General features: G+C 66.0%; 13 protein-coding genes and 1 other RNA gene. 3 read left to right on the top strand and 11 right to left on the bottom strand.

The genetic code is table 11. The annotated features are described in order from the left end of the window. The first annotated feature begins 105 nt into the window (after window positions 1-105). Complete coding sequence (locus MacB4_RS03855; protein WP_242529317.1) at window positions 106-636, top strand: universal stress protein; 531 nt, start codon at window positions 106-108, stop codon at window positions 634-636. Here MacB4_RS03855 and recR read toward each other — a convergent pair. The 8 genes from recR to MacB4_RS03815 all read right to left on the bottom strand — a co-directional run bounded on the left by recR (window position 602) and on the right by MacB4_RS03815 (window position 8,592). Next, complete coding sequence (recR, locus tag MacB4_RS03850) at window positions 602-1,201, bottom strand: recombination mediator RecR (protein WP_206864527.1); 600 nt, start codon at window positions 1,199-1,201, stop codon at window positions 602-604. The two genes, MacB4_RS03855 and recR, sit on opposite strands and share 35 nt — an antisense overlap. A 20-nt stretch (window positions 1,202-1,221) precedes the next feature. Continuing rightward, window positions 1,222-1,530, bottom strand: a complete 309-nt coding sequence (locus MacB4_RS03845; protein ID WP_206864526.1) for a YbaB/EbfC family nucleoid-associated protein — start codon at window positions 1,528-1,530, stop codon at window positions 1,222-1,224. Then, a complete protein-coding gene (dnaX, locus tag MacB4_RS03840) occupies window positions 1,527-3,269 on the bottom strand; it encodes a DNA polymerase III subunit gamma/tau (protein WP_206864525.1) in 1,743 nt (580 codons plus the stop codon). Before dnaX ends, MacB4_RS03845 begins: the two co-directional genes overlap by 4 nt. Window positions 3,270-3,293: 24 nt before the next feature. Continuing rightward, window positions 3,294-3,386: signal recognition particle sRNA small type (gene ffs / locus MacB4_RS03835), an RNA gene on the bottom strand. Window positions 3,387-3,489: 103 nt separating this feature from the next. Then, window positions 3,490-3,960: a hypothetical protein gene (locus tag MacB4_RS03830; protein ID WP_206864524.1), complete on the bottom strand. Its 471-nt coding sequence runs from the start codon at window positions 3,958-3,960 to the stop codon at window positions 3,490-3,492. A gap of 94 nt (window positions 3,961-4,054) precedes the next feature. Beyond that, window positions 4,055-6,244, bottom strand: coding sequence for a serine hydroxymethyltransferase (locus MacB4_RS03825; RefSeq protein WP_206864523.1), 2,190 nt, complete (start codon window positions 6,242-6,244; stop codon window positions 4,055-4,057). Window positions 6,245-6,482: 238 nt separating this feature from the next. Then, the gene (locus MacB4_RS03820) at window positions 6,483-6,977 is read right to left on the bottom strand and encodes a septal ring lytic transglycosylase RlpA family protein (RefSeq protein ID WP_206864522.1); all 495 of its coding nucleotides are present in this window, start codon (window positions 6,975-6,977) and stop codon (window positions 6,483-6,485) included. Window positions 6,978-7,113: 136 nt separating this feature from the next. Next, a complete protein-coding gene (locus tag MacB4_RS03815; RefSeq protein WP_206864521.1) occupies window positions 7,114-8,592 on the bottom strand; it encodes an excinuclease ABC subunit UvrC in 1,479 nt (492 codons plus the stop codon). 46 nt (window positions 8,593-8,638) lie between these two features. Here MacB4_RS03815 and MacB4_RS03810 point away from each other — a divergent pair, with 46 nt between their 5' ends. Further along, the gene (locus MacB4_RS03810; protein WP_242529316.1) at window positions 8,639-10,816 is read left to right on the top strand and encodes a protein-disulfide reductase DsbD; all 2,178 of its coding nucleotides are present in this window, start codon (window positions 8,639-8,641) and stop codon (window positions 10,814-10,816) included. Further along, on the top strand, window positions 10,813-11,556 hold the full coding sequence (locus MacB4_RS03805) for an aminotransferase class IV (protein ID WP_242529315.1): 744 nt from the start codon (window positions 10,813-10,815) through the stop codon (window positions 11,554-11,556). Before MacB4_RS03810 ends, MacB4_RS03805 begins: the two co-directional genes overlap by 4 nt. Here MacB4_RS03805 and tatC read toward each other — a convergent pair. The 3 genes from tatC to MacB4_RS03790 all read right to left on the bottom strand — a co-directional run bounded on the left by tatC (window position 11,553) and on the right by MacB4_RS03790 (window position 14,466). After that, entirely contained in the window at window positions 11,553-12,359 is an 807-nt protein-coding gene (gene tatC, locus MacB4_RS03800; RefSeq protein WP_206864520.1) for a twin-arginine translocase subunit TatC, read from the bottom strand. The genes MacB4_RS03805 and tatC overlap by 4 nt on opposite strands. Before the next feature lie 2 nt (window positions 12,360-12,361). Beyond that, on the bottom strand, window positions 12,362-13,027 hold the full coding sequence (locus tag MacB4_RS03795; protein ID WP_206864519.1) for an epoxyqueuosine reductase QueH: 666 nt from the start codon (window positions 13,025-13,027) through the stop codon (window positions 12,362-12,364). 101 nt (window positions 13,028-13,128) lie between these two features. Then, on the bottom strand, window positions 13,129-14,466 hold the full coding sequence (locus MacB4_RS03790) for a nicotinate phosphoribosyltransferase (protein WP_206864518.1): 1,338 nt from the start codon (window positions 14,464-14,466) through the stop codon (window positions 13,129-13,131). Between the last annotated feature and the right edge of the window lie 53 nt (window positions 14,467-14,519).

Genomic DNA, 14,519 nt, shown 5'->3' with positions numbered 1-14,519 from the left:
CCTGCTGCCTGGGCGGCGCTCTTCCCGGGGTCGCTCGGATAGGGCGAGCGGGGAAGATCTTTTTTGCGAGCCGACTCCCGCTCGACTAGGAAGAGCGGAGGAGCCATGTACAAGAAAATCCTGGTCGCCTACGACCGTTCCGAAGGGGGAAGGACCGCCCTCGACGAGGGGCTCTGCTTGGCGCGCTCGCTCGGCAGCGAGTGCGGGGTGCTCTGGGTCGTTCCTCCCGTGCCTTATTTCTTCTTCGACATCGGCCGCGAGATCGAGATGCAGCAGGAGCGGGAGGAGGCTTTCCTCGCCGAGATCGAGAAGGATGTCGAATCGGCCTCTCGGCGATGGGGGCATTCCGCGACCCTTGCCCGAAAGACCGGGAGCCCCGCGTTCGAGATCGTCCGGTTTGCGGAGGAAAAAGGGTTCGAGCTGATCGTTCTCGGCCACAGCGGCCACTTCGGGGCCTGGGGGAGGGCTCTCGGCAGCGTCGCGGCTCGCGTCAGCGAAGAGGCGGCTTGCGCTGTCCTGATCGCGCGGGTGCCGCGGTCGGTGGGCACGGCTCAGGCCGGTGCGGAATCGCGCGACAAGGCCGGGACGATGGCCGATCCGGCTACAACTCGCGACGTCCCGCCAGCGCGTAGCTGAGCGTGACGCTGTCGGCAAACTCGAGTCCGCCTCCGGCGGGGAGGCCTGTGGCCAGGCTCGAAATTCGGGCGCCCGTCTTCTTGAGGATCTGACCCAGGTAAAGCGCCGTCGCCTCTCCTTCGGCGTCGGTGCCGAGGGCGAGGATGATCTCCCGGGGATGTTCCCGCTCGATGCGGGCCAGAAGATGGCTGGTCGGGAGCTCTTCGGGCCCAATCCCTTCCAGTGGGGAAAGCTTGCGGCCGAGGACGTGGTAGAGGCCGCGGAAGGCCGAGGCCCGCTCGATGCGAAGGACATCCCCAGCGGAGGCGACCACGCACCAGAGTAGCGGATCGCGGATCGGGTCGCGGCAGAGCTCGCAGAGCTCTTCCTCCGCATAAAAGCCGCATCGCGCGCAGGGATGCACCCGCGTCCCCGCCGCCTGGAGGGTGCGAGCGAGACGCTCCTTGGTCCCCTTGGTCTCTTCCAGCAGGAAGAGGACGAGCCGCTCTGCGGAACGAGGACCGATCGAGGGCAGCTCGCGCAAGGCGGCCAGCAGCTCGCGAACGGTCGGGGGATAATCGGCCATGGGAGGGCGCTCGGTTTGGCTCAGGGCATGCCCGGCATGCCGAAGCCGGCTCCCAGCTTTTGCATTTCCGATGCGCTCGCCTGGCGAGCTTGGTCGAGAGCCTCCCGGACGGTGGCCAGGATGAGCTCGGAGAGCATCTGGGCATCCCCTTCGGCGACGAGCTCAGGAGCGATCGAGAGATCAAGGAGCTCGCCTCCGCCGCTGGCGACCGCGCGGAGCTTTCCGCCGGCTCCCTCGACGGCGAAGCGCCGGGAGGCGAGATCTTCCTGCAACTTCTGGGCCCGCTCCTGTAGCTCTCGGGCCTGCTTGAGCATCTTGTTCAGGTTCATATCGTCTTGGGTTGAGGGGGGGTTGCGGAAACGATCCGTGCTTCAAAGACCCGCAGCGCCTCCTGAATGAGCGGGTCGTTGCGAAATGCTTCCTCGGTGACCGGCTCCTGCGGACCGACGCTCTTCTCCTTCTTTGCCGACGGCTCCGGGCGCTTCTTCTGTTCCGGCACAACCGGAGGATCGATCAGCAGGAACTCGACGGTCACCGGTTCACCAAGGAGCTCCCGGAGGGAATCTTCCAGGATCGGAAGGTTCTGGGGATCGGTGAAGTACGAGGCCTTCTGGCGGAAGTCCTTGGGAAGGGCGATCTCGATGATCGCTCCCCGTTTCTCGAGGAAACGGCTCTTCTGGATCGATTCCGCCTCCAGGGGCCGTTTCTGGACGAAACGGTCGACCGCCTGCCGCCACGCTTCCTCCGGGGGGGCGGGGGTGGCAGCCGATGCCGGGAGAGCCGAGGCCGCTCCCGGAGACCCGGGTTCCACGAGGGCCTCCGCTTTCGGGGTCGGAACAGCGGAGAGAGCGGGCGGAAGAGTCGGCTCTGGGGAAACGGGTGCGCATCCCTTCGGGGCGGAGGGGACTTTCGCGAGATCGGCGGGGGCCGACCGGGGAGTGGAAGGGGAGAGCTCGCGAAGAAGCCGTTCGAGGGAAACCTTCTCCTTGTGATGGGTCAGCTCGAGGACGCCGATTTCCAGCAGGAGGTTGCGATTGGCCGCCGAGCGCAGGCGCCCTTCCCATTGGGTGAGGTCTTCCAGAAGGGAGAGCGTCATGTCGGGGGAAATGGTCCTGGCCAATGCTTCGACCTCCGCGAGCTCCGAGGCCGGAAGCTCTTCCTGGATGAGGGCAGGTGCAGCCTGGTAGACGGCGACGTTCCGGAAGAGGTGGACGAGCTCCCGGGAGAGGACCATCGCCTCCTTCCCGGATTCGAGCAGCCCGCGCAGCAGCCGGAGCGCTTCACCGGCTGCCCCTTCGGTGATCCGTTGGGCAAGCTTCGAGATCGGGCCGGTTCCGGCCATGCCGAACATTTCGAGGACGACCTTCTCGGAAAGCTCGCCGCCGTAAAAGCCGACGAGCTGGTCAAGGGATCCTTCCGCATCTCGGAGAGAGCCCTCCGCGTTCCTCGCGAGCAGGGCGAGCGCCTTTGGATCCGCGGTGAGGCCCTCGGCGGCACAGAGCGAGGACAAATGGCCGGCGATCTCCCTTTCGGAAATCCGTCGGAAATCGAACCGCTGGCATCGGGAGAGAACGGTGGCCGGAACCTTTTGCGGCTCGGTCGTGGCAAAGATGAACTTCACGTGGGCCGGCGGTTCCTCGAGGGTCTTGAGGAGGGCATTGAACGCCGCCTGGGTGAGCATGTGGACCTCGTCGATGACGTAGATCTTGAACCGGCACTGGGCGGGGGCGAAACGGGCGCTCTCCCGGAGCTCGCGCACCTGCTCGACCCCGTTGTTGGAGGCTCCGTCGATCTCGAGGACATCGAGGGAGCGGCCGGCATCGATCTCCAAGCAGATCGGATCGGAGGGATCGAAATCGACGCGCGGACCGCCCGTGCACTCGAGGGCTTTTGCGAGGATGCGAGCGGTCGAGGTCTTGCCGGTCCCCCGGGGTCCGGCGAACAGATAAGCCTGGGCGACGCGCCCCTGCCGGATCGCTCCGGCGAGCGTCCGCACGATGTGCGGCTGACCGATGATCTCCGCAAAGCTGCGCGGCCGGTACTTCCTGGCAAAGACTTCGTAGGCCATGAGTCGTGTCGCTCCGGTGGAGGGAGCACCAGGAGCAGCGACAACCGCGGTCAAGTTACCGGTGCTTCCTTTCGGACCTGGCGGGGTTACCCTGCCGGCAGCTCCGCCGCCCCTGGCGAGCTTGATCTTAGGCGGTCCGGGAACGGATGCAACCTATTCCCTTGTGCGCGGGCGAAGAGGTGGCGGCATCCGCCCGGTCGCCGCACCGAGGACTCGGTGCTTACGGATTCTCCGGAGCCGGCTTCGGCGCGGTCGCATCCTGGCCAGAGCTCTCGCTCGGTGCGGTAGGCTCGGCCGAGGAAGCCTGAGACGGAGGAGCCGGGGGGGTCGGAGCGGAGGCGTCTCCCCCAGCGGCAGGGGTGCCGGAGGAAGCCGGAGGCGGAAGCTCTCCTCCGGTGGAGGGGCTGACGGAGGGCGCAGCGTTCGGGTTTGGTTGGGCTCCCTCCCCAGAAGGGGCGGTCGTCGAAGGCGTGCCGGCGCTCGGCGGTTCCGGAGCGGGAGGGGCTCCCTCTTCCAGCCCGGCCTCCGCATCCGGTCCATCGGCCGCGTCCTTCTTCGTCTCCGATTGGGATTGCGGCTGGCTCTCCTTCTTCTTGGCGTAAAAGTCGCAGCCGGTGATGGCCACTACGGTCAGCAGGCCGAGAGTCAAGAGGAAGAGACGCGAGAAGGGGAGTTTTCTGGCGGGATCCATAAGGGTTTTGCGAATGAGTCCCTCGATTAAGCCTTTCCGCCCTCATCTTGTCAACCGACTCTCGAGGGGAGAGGAAAGTTTGCAGCGATCCCGGCTATCCCGGGAGCGGAAACTCCAGGGTGGAGGACAAGACCTCTTCGCGAATCTTCTCGAGGGCGGTCGGATCGTGCCGCTGGGCGAGCGCGCGGTGGATCCATTCGCCGATGTCGAACATCTCGTTTTCCCGCATGCCGCGGGTGGTCACCGCCGGGGTTCCGAGGCGGATGCCGCCCGCCTGGTAGGGCGGGAGGGTGTCGAAGGGGATCGCATTCTTGTTCACGGTGATCCCGACGCGATCGAGCAGCTCCTGGGCCTCCTTCCCCGACATCCCTTGTGGGCGGAGGTCGACCAGGAGAAGATGGTTCTCGGTGGTGCCTGTGACGAGGCGGTAGCCATGGCGCTTGAGCGACTCGGCCAGGGCCCTCGCATTGCGCAACACCTGGTTCTGGTAGCTCCGAAACTCGGGCTGGAGGGCCTCTTTGAGGCAGACCGCCTTCGCCGCCACCACATGCATGAGGGGCCCACCCTGGATGCCCGGAAAGATCTGGGAATCGATCTCCTTGGCGTAGGGTGCCCGGCAGAGGATCATGCCGCCCCGAGGCCCCCGGAGCGTCTTGTGCGTAGTCGTGGTGACGAAGTCGGCGTAGGGGACCGGGGAGGGGTGGAGGCCGGCGGCGACCAGCCCGGCCACGTGGGCCATGTCGACGAAGAGAAGGGCTCCCACCGAATCGGCGATCTGTCGGAGGGCCGCGAAGTCGATGATCGCAGGATAGGAAGAGGCCCCGGCGACGAGCATCCGCGGTCGATGGACCGCCGCAGTCTTGGCGAGCCCGTCGTAGTCGATCCGCTCGTCCTCCGGGCTGACCCCATAGTGAGCGACGTGGAAGAATCGCCCCGAGAAGTTCATCTTGAAGCCGTGGGTGAGGTGCCCGCCGTGGGCCAGGTCCATGCTCAGGACCTTGTCTCCTGGCTGAAGGCAGGAGAAGTAGACGGCCATGTTGGCCTGGCTCCCCGAGTGGGGTTGGACGTTGGCATGCTCGGCCCCGAAGAGCTCCTTGGCCCGTTCGATGGCCAGCCGTTCGATCTCGTCCATGTTCTCGCATCCGCCGTACCATCTCCGGCCGGGATAGCCTTCGGCATACTTGTTGGTCAGGCAGCTCCCCTGAGCTTCCCTGACGGCGCGGCTGGTAAAGTTCTCGGATGCGATCAGCTCGAGATTCTCGCTCTGCCTTCGGCTCTCCCGTTCGATGAGCGCGTGGATCTCCGGGTCGATGGCCGGCAGCGATGAGGGCGGAGCCGAGAGGGACGAACGGGCCGGGACCTTGCTCAATAGCTCGATCTTCCGAAGCGGCCGGTCGTGTCCCGATGGGTCGGGTTGGGCGGCGAGCCATGCATGAAGAATGGCCGGGAGCTCGGCGGCATGGACGGTGTTGGACCCCAGGCAGAGGATGTTGGCCGAGTAGCGGACCCGAGCGGCAGCCGCTTCCTCCGGGAGGGCAACGCGCACTGCCCGGATGCCGGGGATCCGGTTGGCCGCGATCTCCATGCCCATCCCATCTTGGCAGAAGAGGAGGCCCCGGGAGGACTTGCCTTGAAGGAGAGCTCGGGCGACCCGTTCCGCGTAGTCGGGGTAGTCGACGGGAAGCTCGTTCATCGTGCCATAGTCTTCGAAGGCGAGCTGGCTCCCCTTGAGCCAATCGCGCGCCGCCTGCTTCAGGGACAAGCCGAAGTGGTCGGAGCCCAAGGCGATCCGCAGGCTCTCGCCCGCTTCCGGGTGGGTGGTGCGCTCCGATTCGAGCACGAAAGAGAGGATCTTCGGCATCGCTTGGCGCATCTGGTCCCGGCAGACCCGGTAGATTTCGATGGGGCTGCCGATCGGATCGGGAATCTCGCGGGAGGAGAGGGGCAGATCGGAATCGAACTCGAGGAGGAGATAGGTCTTCTCGGCGGCCGAGGGATAGAGCAGGAGAATCGAGTCGAGATGGGCATAGCTCATGCAGAAGATGAAGTCGGCCCGGCGCACGAGCTCCGCCGAGAGCGGCTTGCTGCGGATTGCCGAGATGTCGATGCCGATCTCCTGCATGACGTCGATCGCCTGTTCGCTCGGGATGATCCCGCTCACCGCTCCAATGCCCGCGGACTCGACCCGGATATCCTGGCGACCCTGCACCAGGTCCTGGAACAAGCCTTGCGCCATGGGGCTCCGACAGACATTTCCCGTGCAGACAAAGAGGACATTCTTCATGAGTTGGACGACGACAGAATCACCGGGCCGGACGGCGCCGGCCGTTCGGAACGAGATGGGTAGGTTGCGGGGTCAATTCGATGAGTGGTTAAGCATACTCACCCCGCTTTGCGAGGAAAAAGGATTTTTTCTTCGCGCGCGAAAGTCGAGGCAGGCCCGATCGGGAGGGGCGCTCGGAAGGCGCGGAGGAGAAGGGGGGAGGGGCGACCCGGCTCTCGATCCTTCGGGAAGAAGGATCTCAGAACGGAACCGGCCCCCGCCTCGAAACCGGGCGGAGGGTGCCGGTTGCGGAAGAAAAAAGCCGAGGAGTGGAGCGGACGATCCGGAGCTCCACCAGGGCCAAGCCATCGGAAAGCATGCCGAGGCGGTCGGCCGCGGCGCGGGAGAGGTCGATGATCCGACCCTTTTTGTAGGGACCCCGGTCATTGATGCGGACCAGCGCGATCTTCCCGTTCTTCAGGTTGCGGACCGCCACCAGGGTGCCGAAGGGAAGGGTCGGATGGGCGGCCGTCATGGCACCCGGCCGGTAGCGCTCCCCGGTGGAGGTGAAGCGTGACTCGGCGTACCAGGAAGCAATCCCCTTCGTGCGCAAGGCAGGCGCCGCGGGGACCGGGAAGGTCTTGGCCTCCGCGAGGGGCCCGAGCGATCCAAAGAGAACGGCGAGGGAGAGGAGACGGAAGCCGCCGCAGCGCGCGAGCGACCCCGCCGCCCGGAAGGTAAGGTTTGCAAACATATATTTGTTCGCGGCATATTAAATGTACGGTTTTCATAACGTCAATGCAAAAGATGCCGCATTCTCTGGTCAGAAGGACGCGCTTCTCTTCCTCGATCGGGCGAATCCGGGAGCTCCGGCTCTCCCGCATCCGACCTTAGCCGGACGGGCGATCGTCGGCGAGGTAGCGACTCACCGATTCCGCGAGCTTCCGGCCAATGCCCTTCACTCGGGCGATTTCGTCGACGGAGGCCTTTCGAAGGCGATCGACCGAGCCAAAGGTCTGGAGAAGGAGACGCTTGCGATTGCGGCTGATTCCGGGGCAGTCGTCGAGCCGGCTCTCGCGCACCCGCTGGCGGAGCAGGAGCTGATGGTAGGCGTTGGCGAAGCGGTGCGCTTCGTCGCGCAACCGCTGCAGGAGGCGGATCGCTCCCGATTCCTTCGGAAGCTGGAGCGGGAGCGGCTGATCCGGCCGGTAGATCTCCTCGTTTTCCTTGGCCAGGCCGATGAGGGGGATGTCGGTCAAGCCGAGGGCGAGAAGCTCGCGGCGGGCGGAAGAGAGTTGGCCCGCTCCTCCGTCGACGACGATCAGGTCGGGGCGGCGCGTCCCCTCCGTCAAAACCCGCCGATAGCGCCGGCGCACCGCTTCGGCGATGCTCGCGAAGTCGTCTTGGCCGGCCACGGTGCGGATCCGGTAGCGCCGATAGCCCCCCCGCGCGGGCTTCCCCTGCTCGAAGACGACCATGGAGGCGACCTTATGGAGGGTCGAGATGTTCGAGATATCGAAGCACTCCATGACGGGCGGGGGAGTGGTGAGCCCCAGAGCCGCCGCGAGCTCTTCCAAATCCCGGCTGGGAGAGAGGGCGGGCTCGTAGGCCCGCAGGAAGCGCTTGACCGGCCGGGTCGTCTGTCGCAGGTCCTCCCAGAGGTTCCGCAAGTCGGCCGCCCGTTCGAACTCCAACCGGGCGGCCGCCTCTTCCATCTTCTTGCGGATCTCCTCGGCCATCTCCCGGGATTTGCCCTCGAGGAAGGCGCAGGCGGCCTCGACCCGTCGGCGATACTCTTCCTGCGTCTGCGTCCCGAGGCAGGGAGCGCAGCAGTTCTTGATGATCCGGTCGAGGCAGTGCTTGTAGTCCCGCTCGCCGGGCACGAGGGGGGCGCACGACCGGAGGCCAAAGATCTTCTTCATCCAGTTGATCGTGGTCCGTAGCGCTCCCGAGGAGGCAAAGGGGCCGAAGTAGCGGCAGCCGTCCTCCTTGCGCAGGCGGGTGATCTGGAAGCGCGGAAAAGGCTCCCGAAGGTTGGTCTTCACCAGGAGGAAGCGCTTATCGTCCCGGAAGCTGACGTTGTAGCGTGGGCGATAGTCCTTGATGAGCTTGCCCTCGAGCAGGATCGCCTCGGCTTCCGAGCGGACCGTGTGGAACTCGATGCGACGGGCAACGTCCACCATGGCCCGGATCTTCCGGTTGGCCGCGCTGCTGCGGGAGGGATGAAAATATTGGGCTACCCTCTTGTGGAGGTTGCGCGCCTTCCCCACGTAGATGACGCGATCGAGCCGATCGCGAAAGAGGTAGACGCCGGGCGCCTGGGGGAAATCGCGCACCGCCTTTTCGAGCTCGGATCGATCAACGCTCATCGGAGTCGACTATGAGAATCATTGGCATGTTTTCGGACGTCCGCCTATGGTACATCTTTCCACGATGAAGAGAGGAGCTTGGCTTTTCGGGCTGGTCGCCCTGGCGTTCTGTGCGCTCGATCCTCGGGCTTCCCGGGCTGCGGAATCCCTGCCGGCCGGTAGCAGGCATGTGGAAGCGGTTCTGCTTTCGGAGACCGATTCCCTCTCCCCGGGGGTGCCGGTCCTCATGGCGGTTCGTCTCCGCATGGAGCAGGGATGGCACACCTATTGGCGGAATCCCGGGGATGCCGGATCGGCGACGCGGATCGAGTGGAAGCTTCCCGAGGGCTTTCGCGCCGGCCCGATCCAGTGGCCGGTGCCCGAGGTAATCTCGGTTCCTCCCTTGACGAGCTACGGCTACGAGGGAGAAGCGTGGCTCCTGGTCTCCGTGACGCCTCCGGCATCGCTGCCCTTGGGGCAAACCATGGCCCTCTCGGCGAAGGTGAGCTGGGTGGAGTGCGCGCAGAGCTGCATTCCGGGGAGCGCCGATCTCGTGCTCGTCCTTCCGGTCGTGGCGGCTCCGGGGAAGATCGATGCTTCGCTGCGGGCGGCCTTTCTGCAGGCGCGCGCGGCCCTGCCGCAGGCTCCGCCCAAGACGGTGCAGGCGACCGCCTGGGTCGAACGTGGCAAGCTCCACCTCGAGCTGAAGAGCACCGAAAAGAAGGCGGCCGTCCTCGAGTCCCCCCGCTTCCTGCCTGTCGAGGAGGGCCTGATCGTCGACAGCGCACCGCAGACCTTCCGGCTCAAGCAGTTCGGCATCCTTCTCGAGATTCCTCAGCCGGCGAAGGCCAAACCCCTGCCCAGGAAGCTGGGTGGCCTGCTTCTGGCCCAATCGACCGAATGGAAGGGGACGCGGAAGATCGCCTGGGCGCTCGAAGCGGAGCCGGTGTCCGCGCCCATCGGCCTCCGCGTCCTTCCCGTCTCCAAGGAGCTCTGGCTGATCCTCGGCTTTGCCTTTCTCGGCGGGCTGATCCTGAACTTGATGCCCTGCGTCTTCCCCGTCCTTTCGCTCAAGGTCCTGCACCTGGTCGACCGGGGTCGGGAGGAGGGCGGCGGCTCGTTTGCGCATGGGCTTGCCTTTCTGGTTGGAGTCGTTTCGTCCTTCCTCGTTCTGGCGACGATCCTGCTCGCCCTTCGGGCGCAAGGAGCGGAGCTCGGATGGGGCTTTCAGCTCCAATCCGCTCCGTTCGTCGCGTTTCTGGTGGTCCTCTTCTTTCTGGTCTCGTTGAGCCTCTTCGGCGTCTTCGAGCTCGGAGCCTCCTTCGGGAGAATGGGGGGGGTCGCCGATCGGGTTCGGGGCCTCTGGGGGAGCTTTGGCAGCGGGGTGCTGGCCACCGTGGTGGCCAGTCCCTGCACCGCCCCGTTCATGGGGGTGGCACTCGGATTTGCCCTGGCTCAGCCGATGTGGGTCGCCTTGCTGGTCTTCGGCGCCCTGGGGCTGGGGGTCGCTGCTCCCGTCTTTCTCCTGTGCTCCTTTCCCGTGCTGATGCGGCTGTTGCCCCGTCCAGGGCGGTGGATGGAGGATTTCAAGCAGCTCCTGGGGTTTCCGATGATGGCAGCCGTCATCTGGCTTCTCTGGGTCTATGGGAAGCTGCGCGGGATCGACGGTGTGGGCTCTCTCCTCCTCGCCCTCATCGGGGTAGGCTTCGGCGCCTGGCTATTCGGAAGATACGCCAACCCGAGCCGGATCCTGCCGGTCCGGCTGGTCGCGGGCCTGGTCGGGGTGCTCGTAGTGGGTGCTGCCATCGGGTATCTCCTGCGAGATGCGTCGAGCCGAAGAGCCGAGGAGCCTTGGACTCCCTACTCGGCGGCGCGACTCAACGAGCTGCGGACCGAGGGGGTTCCTGTCTTCCTCGATTTTACGGCCTCCTGGTGCTTGACCTGCAAGGTCAACGAGCGGATTGCTCTCAACAACCCGGAAGTCCGCAAGCGCTTTGCCGACCGCGGGGTCGTCTGGATGGTGGCCGATTGGACGAACCGGGATCCGGCGATCACGCAGGCCTTGAGCGAGCTGGGAAGGAGCGGGGTACCGACCTACGCGCTCTACGGACCCGATCCCCAGTCGGAGCCGAAGCTGCTTCCCGAGCTGCTGACCCCACGCATCCTCCTGGACGAGCTTGAGAAGCTTCCGAGCCCGGGCCCCGGGGCACCCGCGCTCTCGTCCTCGCCGCAGGCCCGCCCGTGAAGCGCAGCGAACCGTTGCGGATGCCGGAAGGCGGCCGTTCGTTCTTTCCCGGATTCGGTGTCTTTGAAACGCTCCGCGTCGAAAAAGGGCTGCCGCAATTCGTGGAGGAGCACTGGCAGGCTCTCGGGGAAGCGGCCAAGGCTCTCGGCATCGACCGAAAAGTCGATTTTCGGAGGCGGGCGTCCGGCCTGCCTCCCGGGGAAACGGGCCGCTGGCGCTGGGTGGTCACTTGGGAAGACCAGTGGGAGAGCTTTGCCCGGGAGAGTCCCTCCGGCCGGGTTGCCTATTCGCTCGAGCCGGCTCCGCAGCGCGTCGGCTCCACAAACTGGGATGCCCGCTTCAAGACGCTCAGCTACTTGACGCACTGGCAGGCGCGGCGGGCGGTGGCCTCCGACGAGGCGCTCCTCTGCAACGAGAGGGGCGAGATCGCGTCGGGAGCCTGCAGCAATCTCTTCTGGGTCTGCGGGCAGTCGATCTTCACCCCCGCTCCGGAAGCGGGCTGCCGGGCGGGTGTGGTTCGAGGATGGGTCATGGGCCGGTGCAAGGTCGTCGAGGGATGCTTCCCCCTTGCCACGCTCGAGGAAGCGGAGGAGATCTTCTTGACCAACAGCTGGATCGGGATCATGCCGGTCAACCGGTACCTGGGTCGGGCTTTTCCCATCGGCCCCGTCGTCCGGCGGCTGCGCAAGGAGCTCGAAGCGGCGCTGCAGGGCACGACCTCGAGCCGGAAGACCCGCTAAGGCACCGGCTTGTCCTGCTCGGCTTCGGGCTCGAGCGCGGGCGGCGACCCGGGAGAGGAGATCGGCCGGCCCCGTTTCCGCTCGATACCGATGGCGATCCAGAGGGAGATCTCGTAGAGGAGATACATCGGAACCGCCAGGAGGAAGAGGGTGAAGGGATCGGAGGTGGGGGTGATGCAGGCGGCGGCGACGATGATGACGACGATCGCATGGCGGCGGTAACGGCGCAGGAGCTCGGCGCGGAGGATGCCGAAGTGGGTGAGCAGGACGACGACCAGCGGAAGCTCGAAGGCGAGGCCAAAGCCGACGACCATCTGGACGACGAAGTCGAGGTAGTTGGGCAGGGTCCACTGGGTTTCGACCCCGAGGTCGTGGCTGTACTGGACGAAGAAGCGGAGCGTCTGGGGCAGGAGGACGGCGTAGGAAAAGAATCCGCCGAGGAGGAAGAGGAAGGCTCCGGTGGAAAAGATGGGAAGGAGCGCCCGCTTTTCGGTTGGGGTCAGCGCGGGAAGGAGGAACTCACCGACGAAGTAGAGGACGGCGGGCAGGGAGAGGACGATTCCGGTCAGGAGGCTAATTTGGAGCTGCACCGAGAAGGGATCGACGACTCCCAGGAAGCGGAGAATCTTGGCCGGGTCTTCTCCCGCTTGCTTGAGCGGTCCGAGGAGAAGACGGAGGATCGGCTTGGTTTCGATGAAGCCGACGACGGAGGCGAGCGCCAGGGCGGCCAGTGCCTTGAAGACCGTCCAGCGCAGATCTTCCAGGTGGTCGAGGAAGGGCTTCTCGTCGGAGGAGTGGAGCATCGCTACGCGGGAGGCGCCGGTCTCCCGTAAAACTTCTTTCCCAGCTCGATCTTGGGGCGGCCTTGGGCGGTCCGCCAGCGGTTGGCGTCGCGCAGCGAATAGAGGCAGCCGCAATACTCCTGCTGGTAGAAGCCCTCTTCCCGGGAGATCTCGATCATTCGTTCGGAGCCGCCGAGCTTTCTCCAGTTGTAGGTCCAGTAGAGGAGGCCGGGATAGCGGGCCGCGGCCCGCATCCCAGCTCCGGTGACCTGGTCGAAATCCTTCCATCGCGAGATGCCCAGGCTGCTCGTAAACACGGGGAATCCCCGCTCAGCCGCATAGAGGGCCGTCCGCTCGAAGCGCAGATCGAAGCAGGCGGTGCAGCGCGCGCCCCGTTCGGGCTCCCACTCGAGGCCCCGCACCCGGGAAAACCAGTGGTCGGTATCGTAATCGGCATCAAGGAAGGGTACCGAGAGCTTCTGGGCGAAGGCGATATTCTCCCGCTTGCGCAGCTCGTACTCGCGGAGTGGATGGATGTTCGGGTTGTAGAAGAAGACGGTGAGCTCGGCGCCCGCAGCCAGGATGCGCTCCATGACGGCCCCCGAGCAAGGGGCGCAGCAGGAGTGGAGCAGGACCTTCTTTGCCCCGGCGGGCAGCTCGAACCTCGGGATCGGGGATCGTCGCCGCATGCCTCCCAGCCAAGCTCCGAAAGGCCAGGGTTGGCAAGGGGAAGTTGCTCGGGCGGCTTCCGGACGCCTTTCCCCGGGGACGCGCCTCCCTCGTTTCCGCCTCAGGCGAGGGTGCGCTCGAGGGTGCGGCGCAGGGCGTCGAGCTTTGCCGAGAAGCGCACCGGGTAGGGCGCCGCTACGGGAAGGAGCCCGCGCAGATCCTCCGGCAGGGAGGCGAGGGAGCGGGCGGCCCGCTCCCGGGCCGAGCGCAGCGGCTCGGGAGGCGCCAGGCGCTTTCCCTCTCGCATCACGGGAAGCAGGAGAGGGGTTCCGGGATGGTCCTCCCCTTCGAGAGCCACGAGGTCGGAGGCGATCTTGCCATCGCGACTGCATTGCCGGAAGACCTGCTTGCATCCGGGCCAGGTCGCTTTGCCTTCGGAGCGCTTCCGCCGGGGCTTGCCCGCGTACTCCTCGAGCTTGTAGACGCAGTCGAGGTAGGGCGCATCGGCGGAAGTGTCGAGGGAGGTGCCGATCCCGAAGCCGTTGATCGGAGCCCCCGTCCGGATGAGCTCCTGGAGTCGTTCCTCGGTGAGGTTCCCGCTCGCGAAGATGCCGACGTCGGTCAGGCCCGCCTGGTCGAGGATCCGGCGGACGTGTCGCGCATGGGCGCCGAGATCCCCGCTGTCGAGCCGAACGGCCAGCGGCCGAATCCCCCGCTCCCGCAGGCGTGGGGCGAGGCCGACGAGCTTGCGGACGGCCTCCTCGGTATCGTAGGTGTCGACCAGGAAGACGGCCCGCTCGGGGTTGGCCTCGGCGAAGCGCAAGAATGCCTCTTCCTCGGAGTCGTGCGCCTGGATGAAGGAGTGGGCCATCGTCCCGGAGAGGGGGATGCCGAACCGCTGGCCCGCGAGGACCGTGGCGGTCGCCGAGAAGCCGGCCAAGAAGGCGGCGCGCGCCGCGTAGAGTCCGGCTTCGGCGCCATGTGCCCGGCGCAGGCCGAAATCGACCAGCTCCTTGCCGGGGGCGGCCAGCACCGACCGGGCCGCCTTGGAGGCGATCATGGTCTGGAAGTGGAGCAGGTTCATGATCCGGCTCTCGAAGATCTGGGCTTCCGGGATGGGAGCGGTGACCCGGAGGATCGGCTCCTCGGGAAAGCAGACGGTGCCCTCGGGCATCGCGTGGACCTCGCCCCGGAAGCGGAACTCCCGGAGGGATGCGAGGAGCTCCGGGCGGAAGCCCTGACCGGCCAGCCAGTCGATCTCCTCGGGCTCGAACCGGGCCGATTCCAGGAAGGCGAGCACCTGCTCGAGGCCGGCGGCAACGAGGAAGTTTCGGCTCTTCGGGAGCCTTCGGACGAAGAGCTCGAAGACGGCTCTCTCGGTCATTCCTGCATGGACATAACCCTGGAGCATGGTCAGCTCGTAGAGATCGGTAAGGAGGAGGGTCGATTCGAGGTTCATCCGTTTTCCTGGAGGAATAGAACTAGATGACCGAGAAGCGGGCCGCCGGCAAG

It is taken from the genome of Methylacidimicrobium sp. B4, from assembly GCF_017310545.1.
Classification (GTDB): domain Bacteria; phylum Verrucomicrobiota; class Verrucomicrobiia; order Methylacidiphilales; family Methylacidiphilaceae; genus Methylacidimicrobium.
This window is presented reverse-complemented; position numbering and strand designations above follow the sequence as displayed.

Bases quoted from the DNA above. Each gene is read 5' to 3' on its own strand.
- MacB4_RS03855 (WP_242529317.1), top strand. From the start codon at position 106: ATGTACAAGAAAATCCTGGTCGCCTACGACCGTTCCGAAGGGGGAAGG.
- recR (WP_206864527.1), bottom strand. From the start codon at position 1,201: ATGGCCGATTATCCCCCGACCGTTCGCGAGCTGCTGGCCGCCTTGCGC.
- MacB4_RS03845 (WP_206864526.1), bottom strand. From the start codon at position 1,530: ATGAACCTGAACAAGATGCTCAAGCAGGCCCGAGAGCTACAGGAGCGG.
- dnaX (WP_206864525.1), bottom strand. From the start codon at position 3,269: ATGGCCTACGAAGTCTTTGCCAGGAAGTACCGGCCGCGCAGCTTTGCG.
- MacB4_RS03830 (WP_206864524.1), bottom strand. From the start codon at position 3,960: ATGGATCCCGCCAGAAAACTCCCCTTCTCGCGTCTCTTCCTCTTGACT.
- MacB4_RS03825 (WP_206864523.1), bottom strand. From the start codon at position 6,244: ATGAAGAATGTCCTCTTTGTCTGCACGGGAAATGTCTGTCGGAGCCCC.
- MacB4_RS03820 (WP_206864522.1), bottom strand. From the start codon at position 6,977: ATGTTTGCAAACCTTACCTTCCGGGCGGCGGGGTCGCTCGCGCGCTGC.
- MacB4_RS03815 (WP_206864521.1), bottom strand. From the start codon at position 8,592: ATGAGCGTTGATCGATCCGAGCTCGAAAAGGCGGTGCGCGATTTCCCC.
- MacB4_RS03810 (WP_242529316.1), top strand. From the start codon at position 8,639: ATGGTACATCTTTCCACGATGAAGAGAGGAGCTTGGCTTTTCGGGCTG.
- tatC (WP_206864520.1), bottom strand. From the start codon at position 12,359: ATGCTCCACTCCTCCGACGAGAAGCCCTTCCTCGACCACCTGGAAGAT.
- MacB4_RS03795 (WP_206864519.1), bottom strand. From the start codon at position 13,027: ATGCGGCGACGATCCCCGATCCCGAGGTTCGAGCTGCCCGCCGGGGCA.
- MacB4_RS03790 (WP_206864518.1), bottom strand. From the start codon at position 14,466: ATGAACCTCGAATCGACCCTCCTCCTTACCGATCTCTACGAGCTGACC.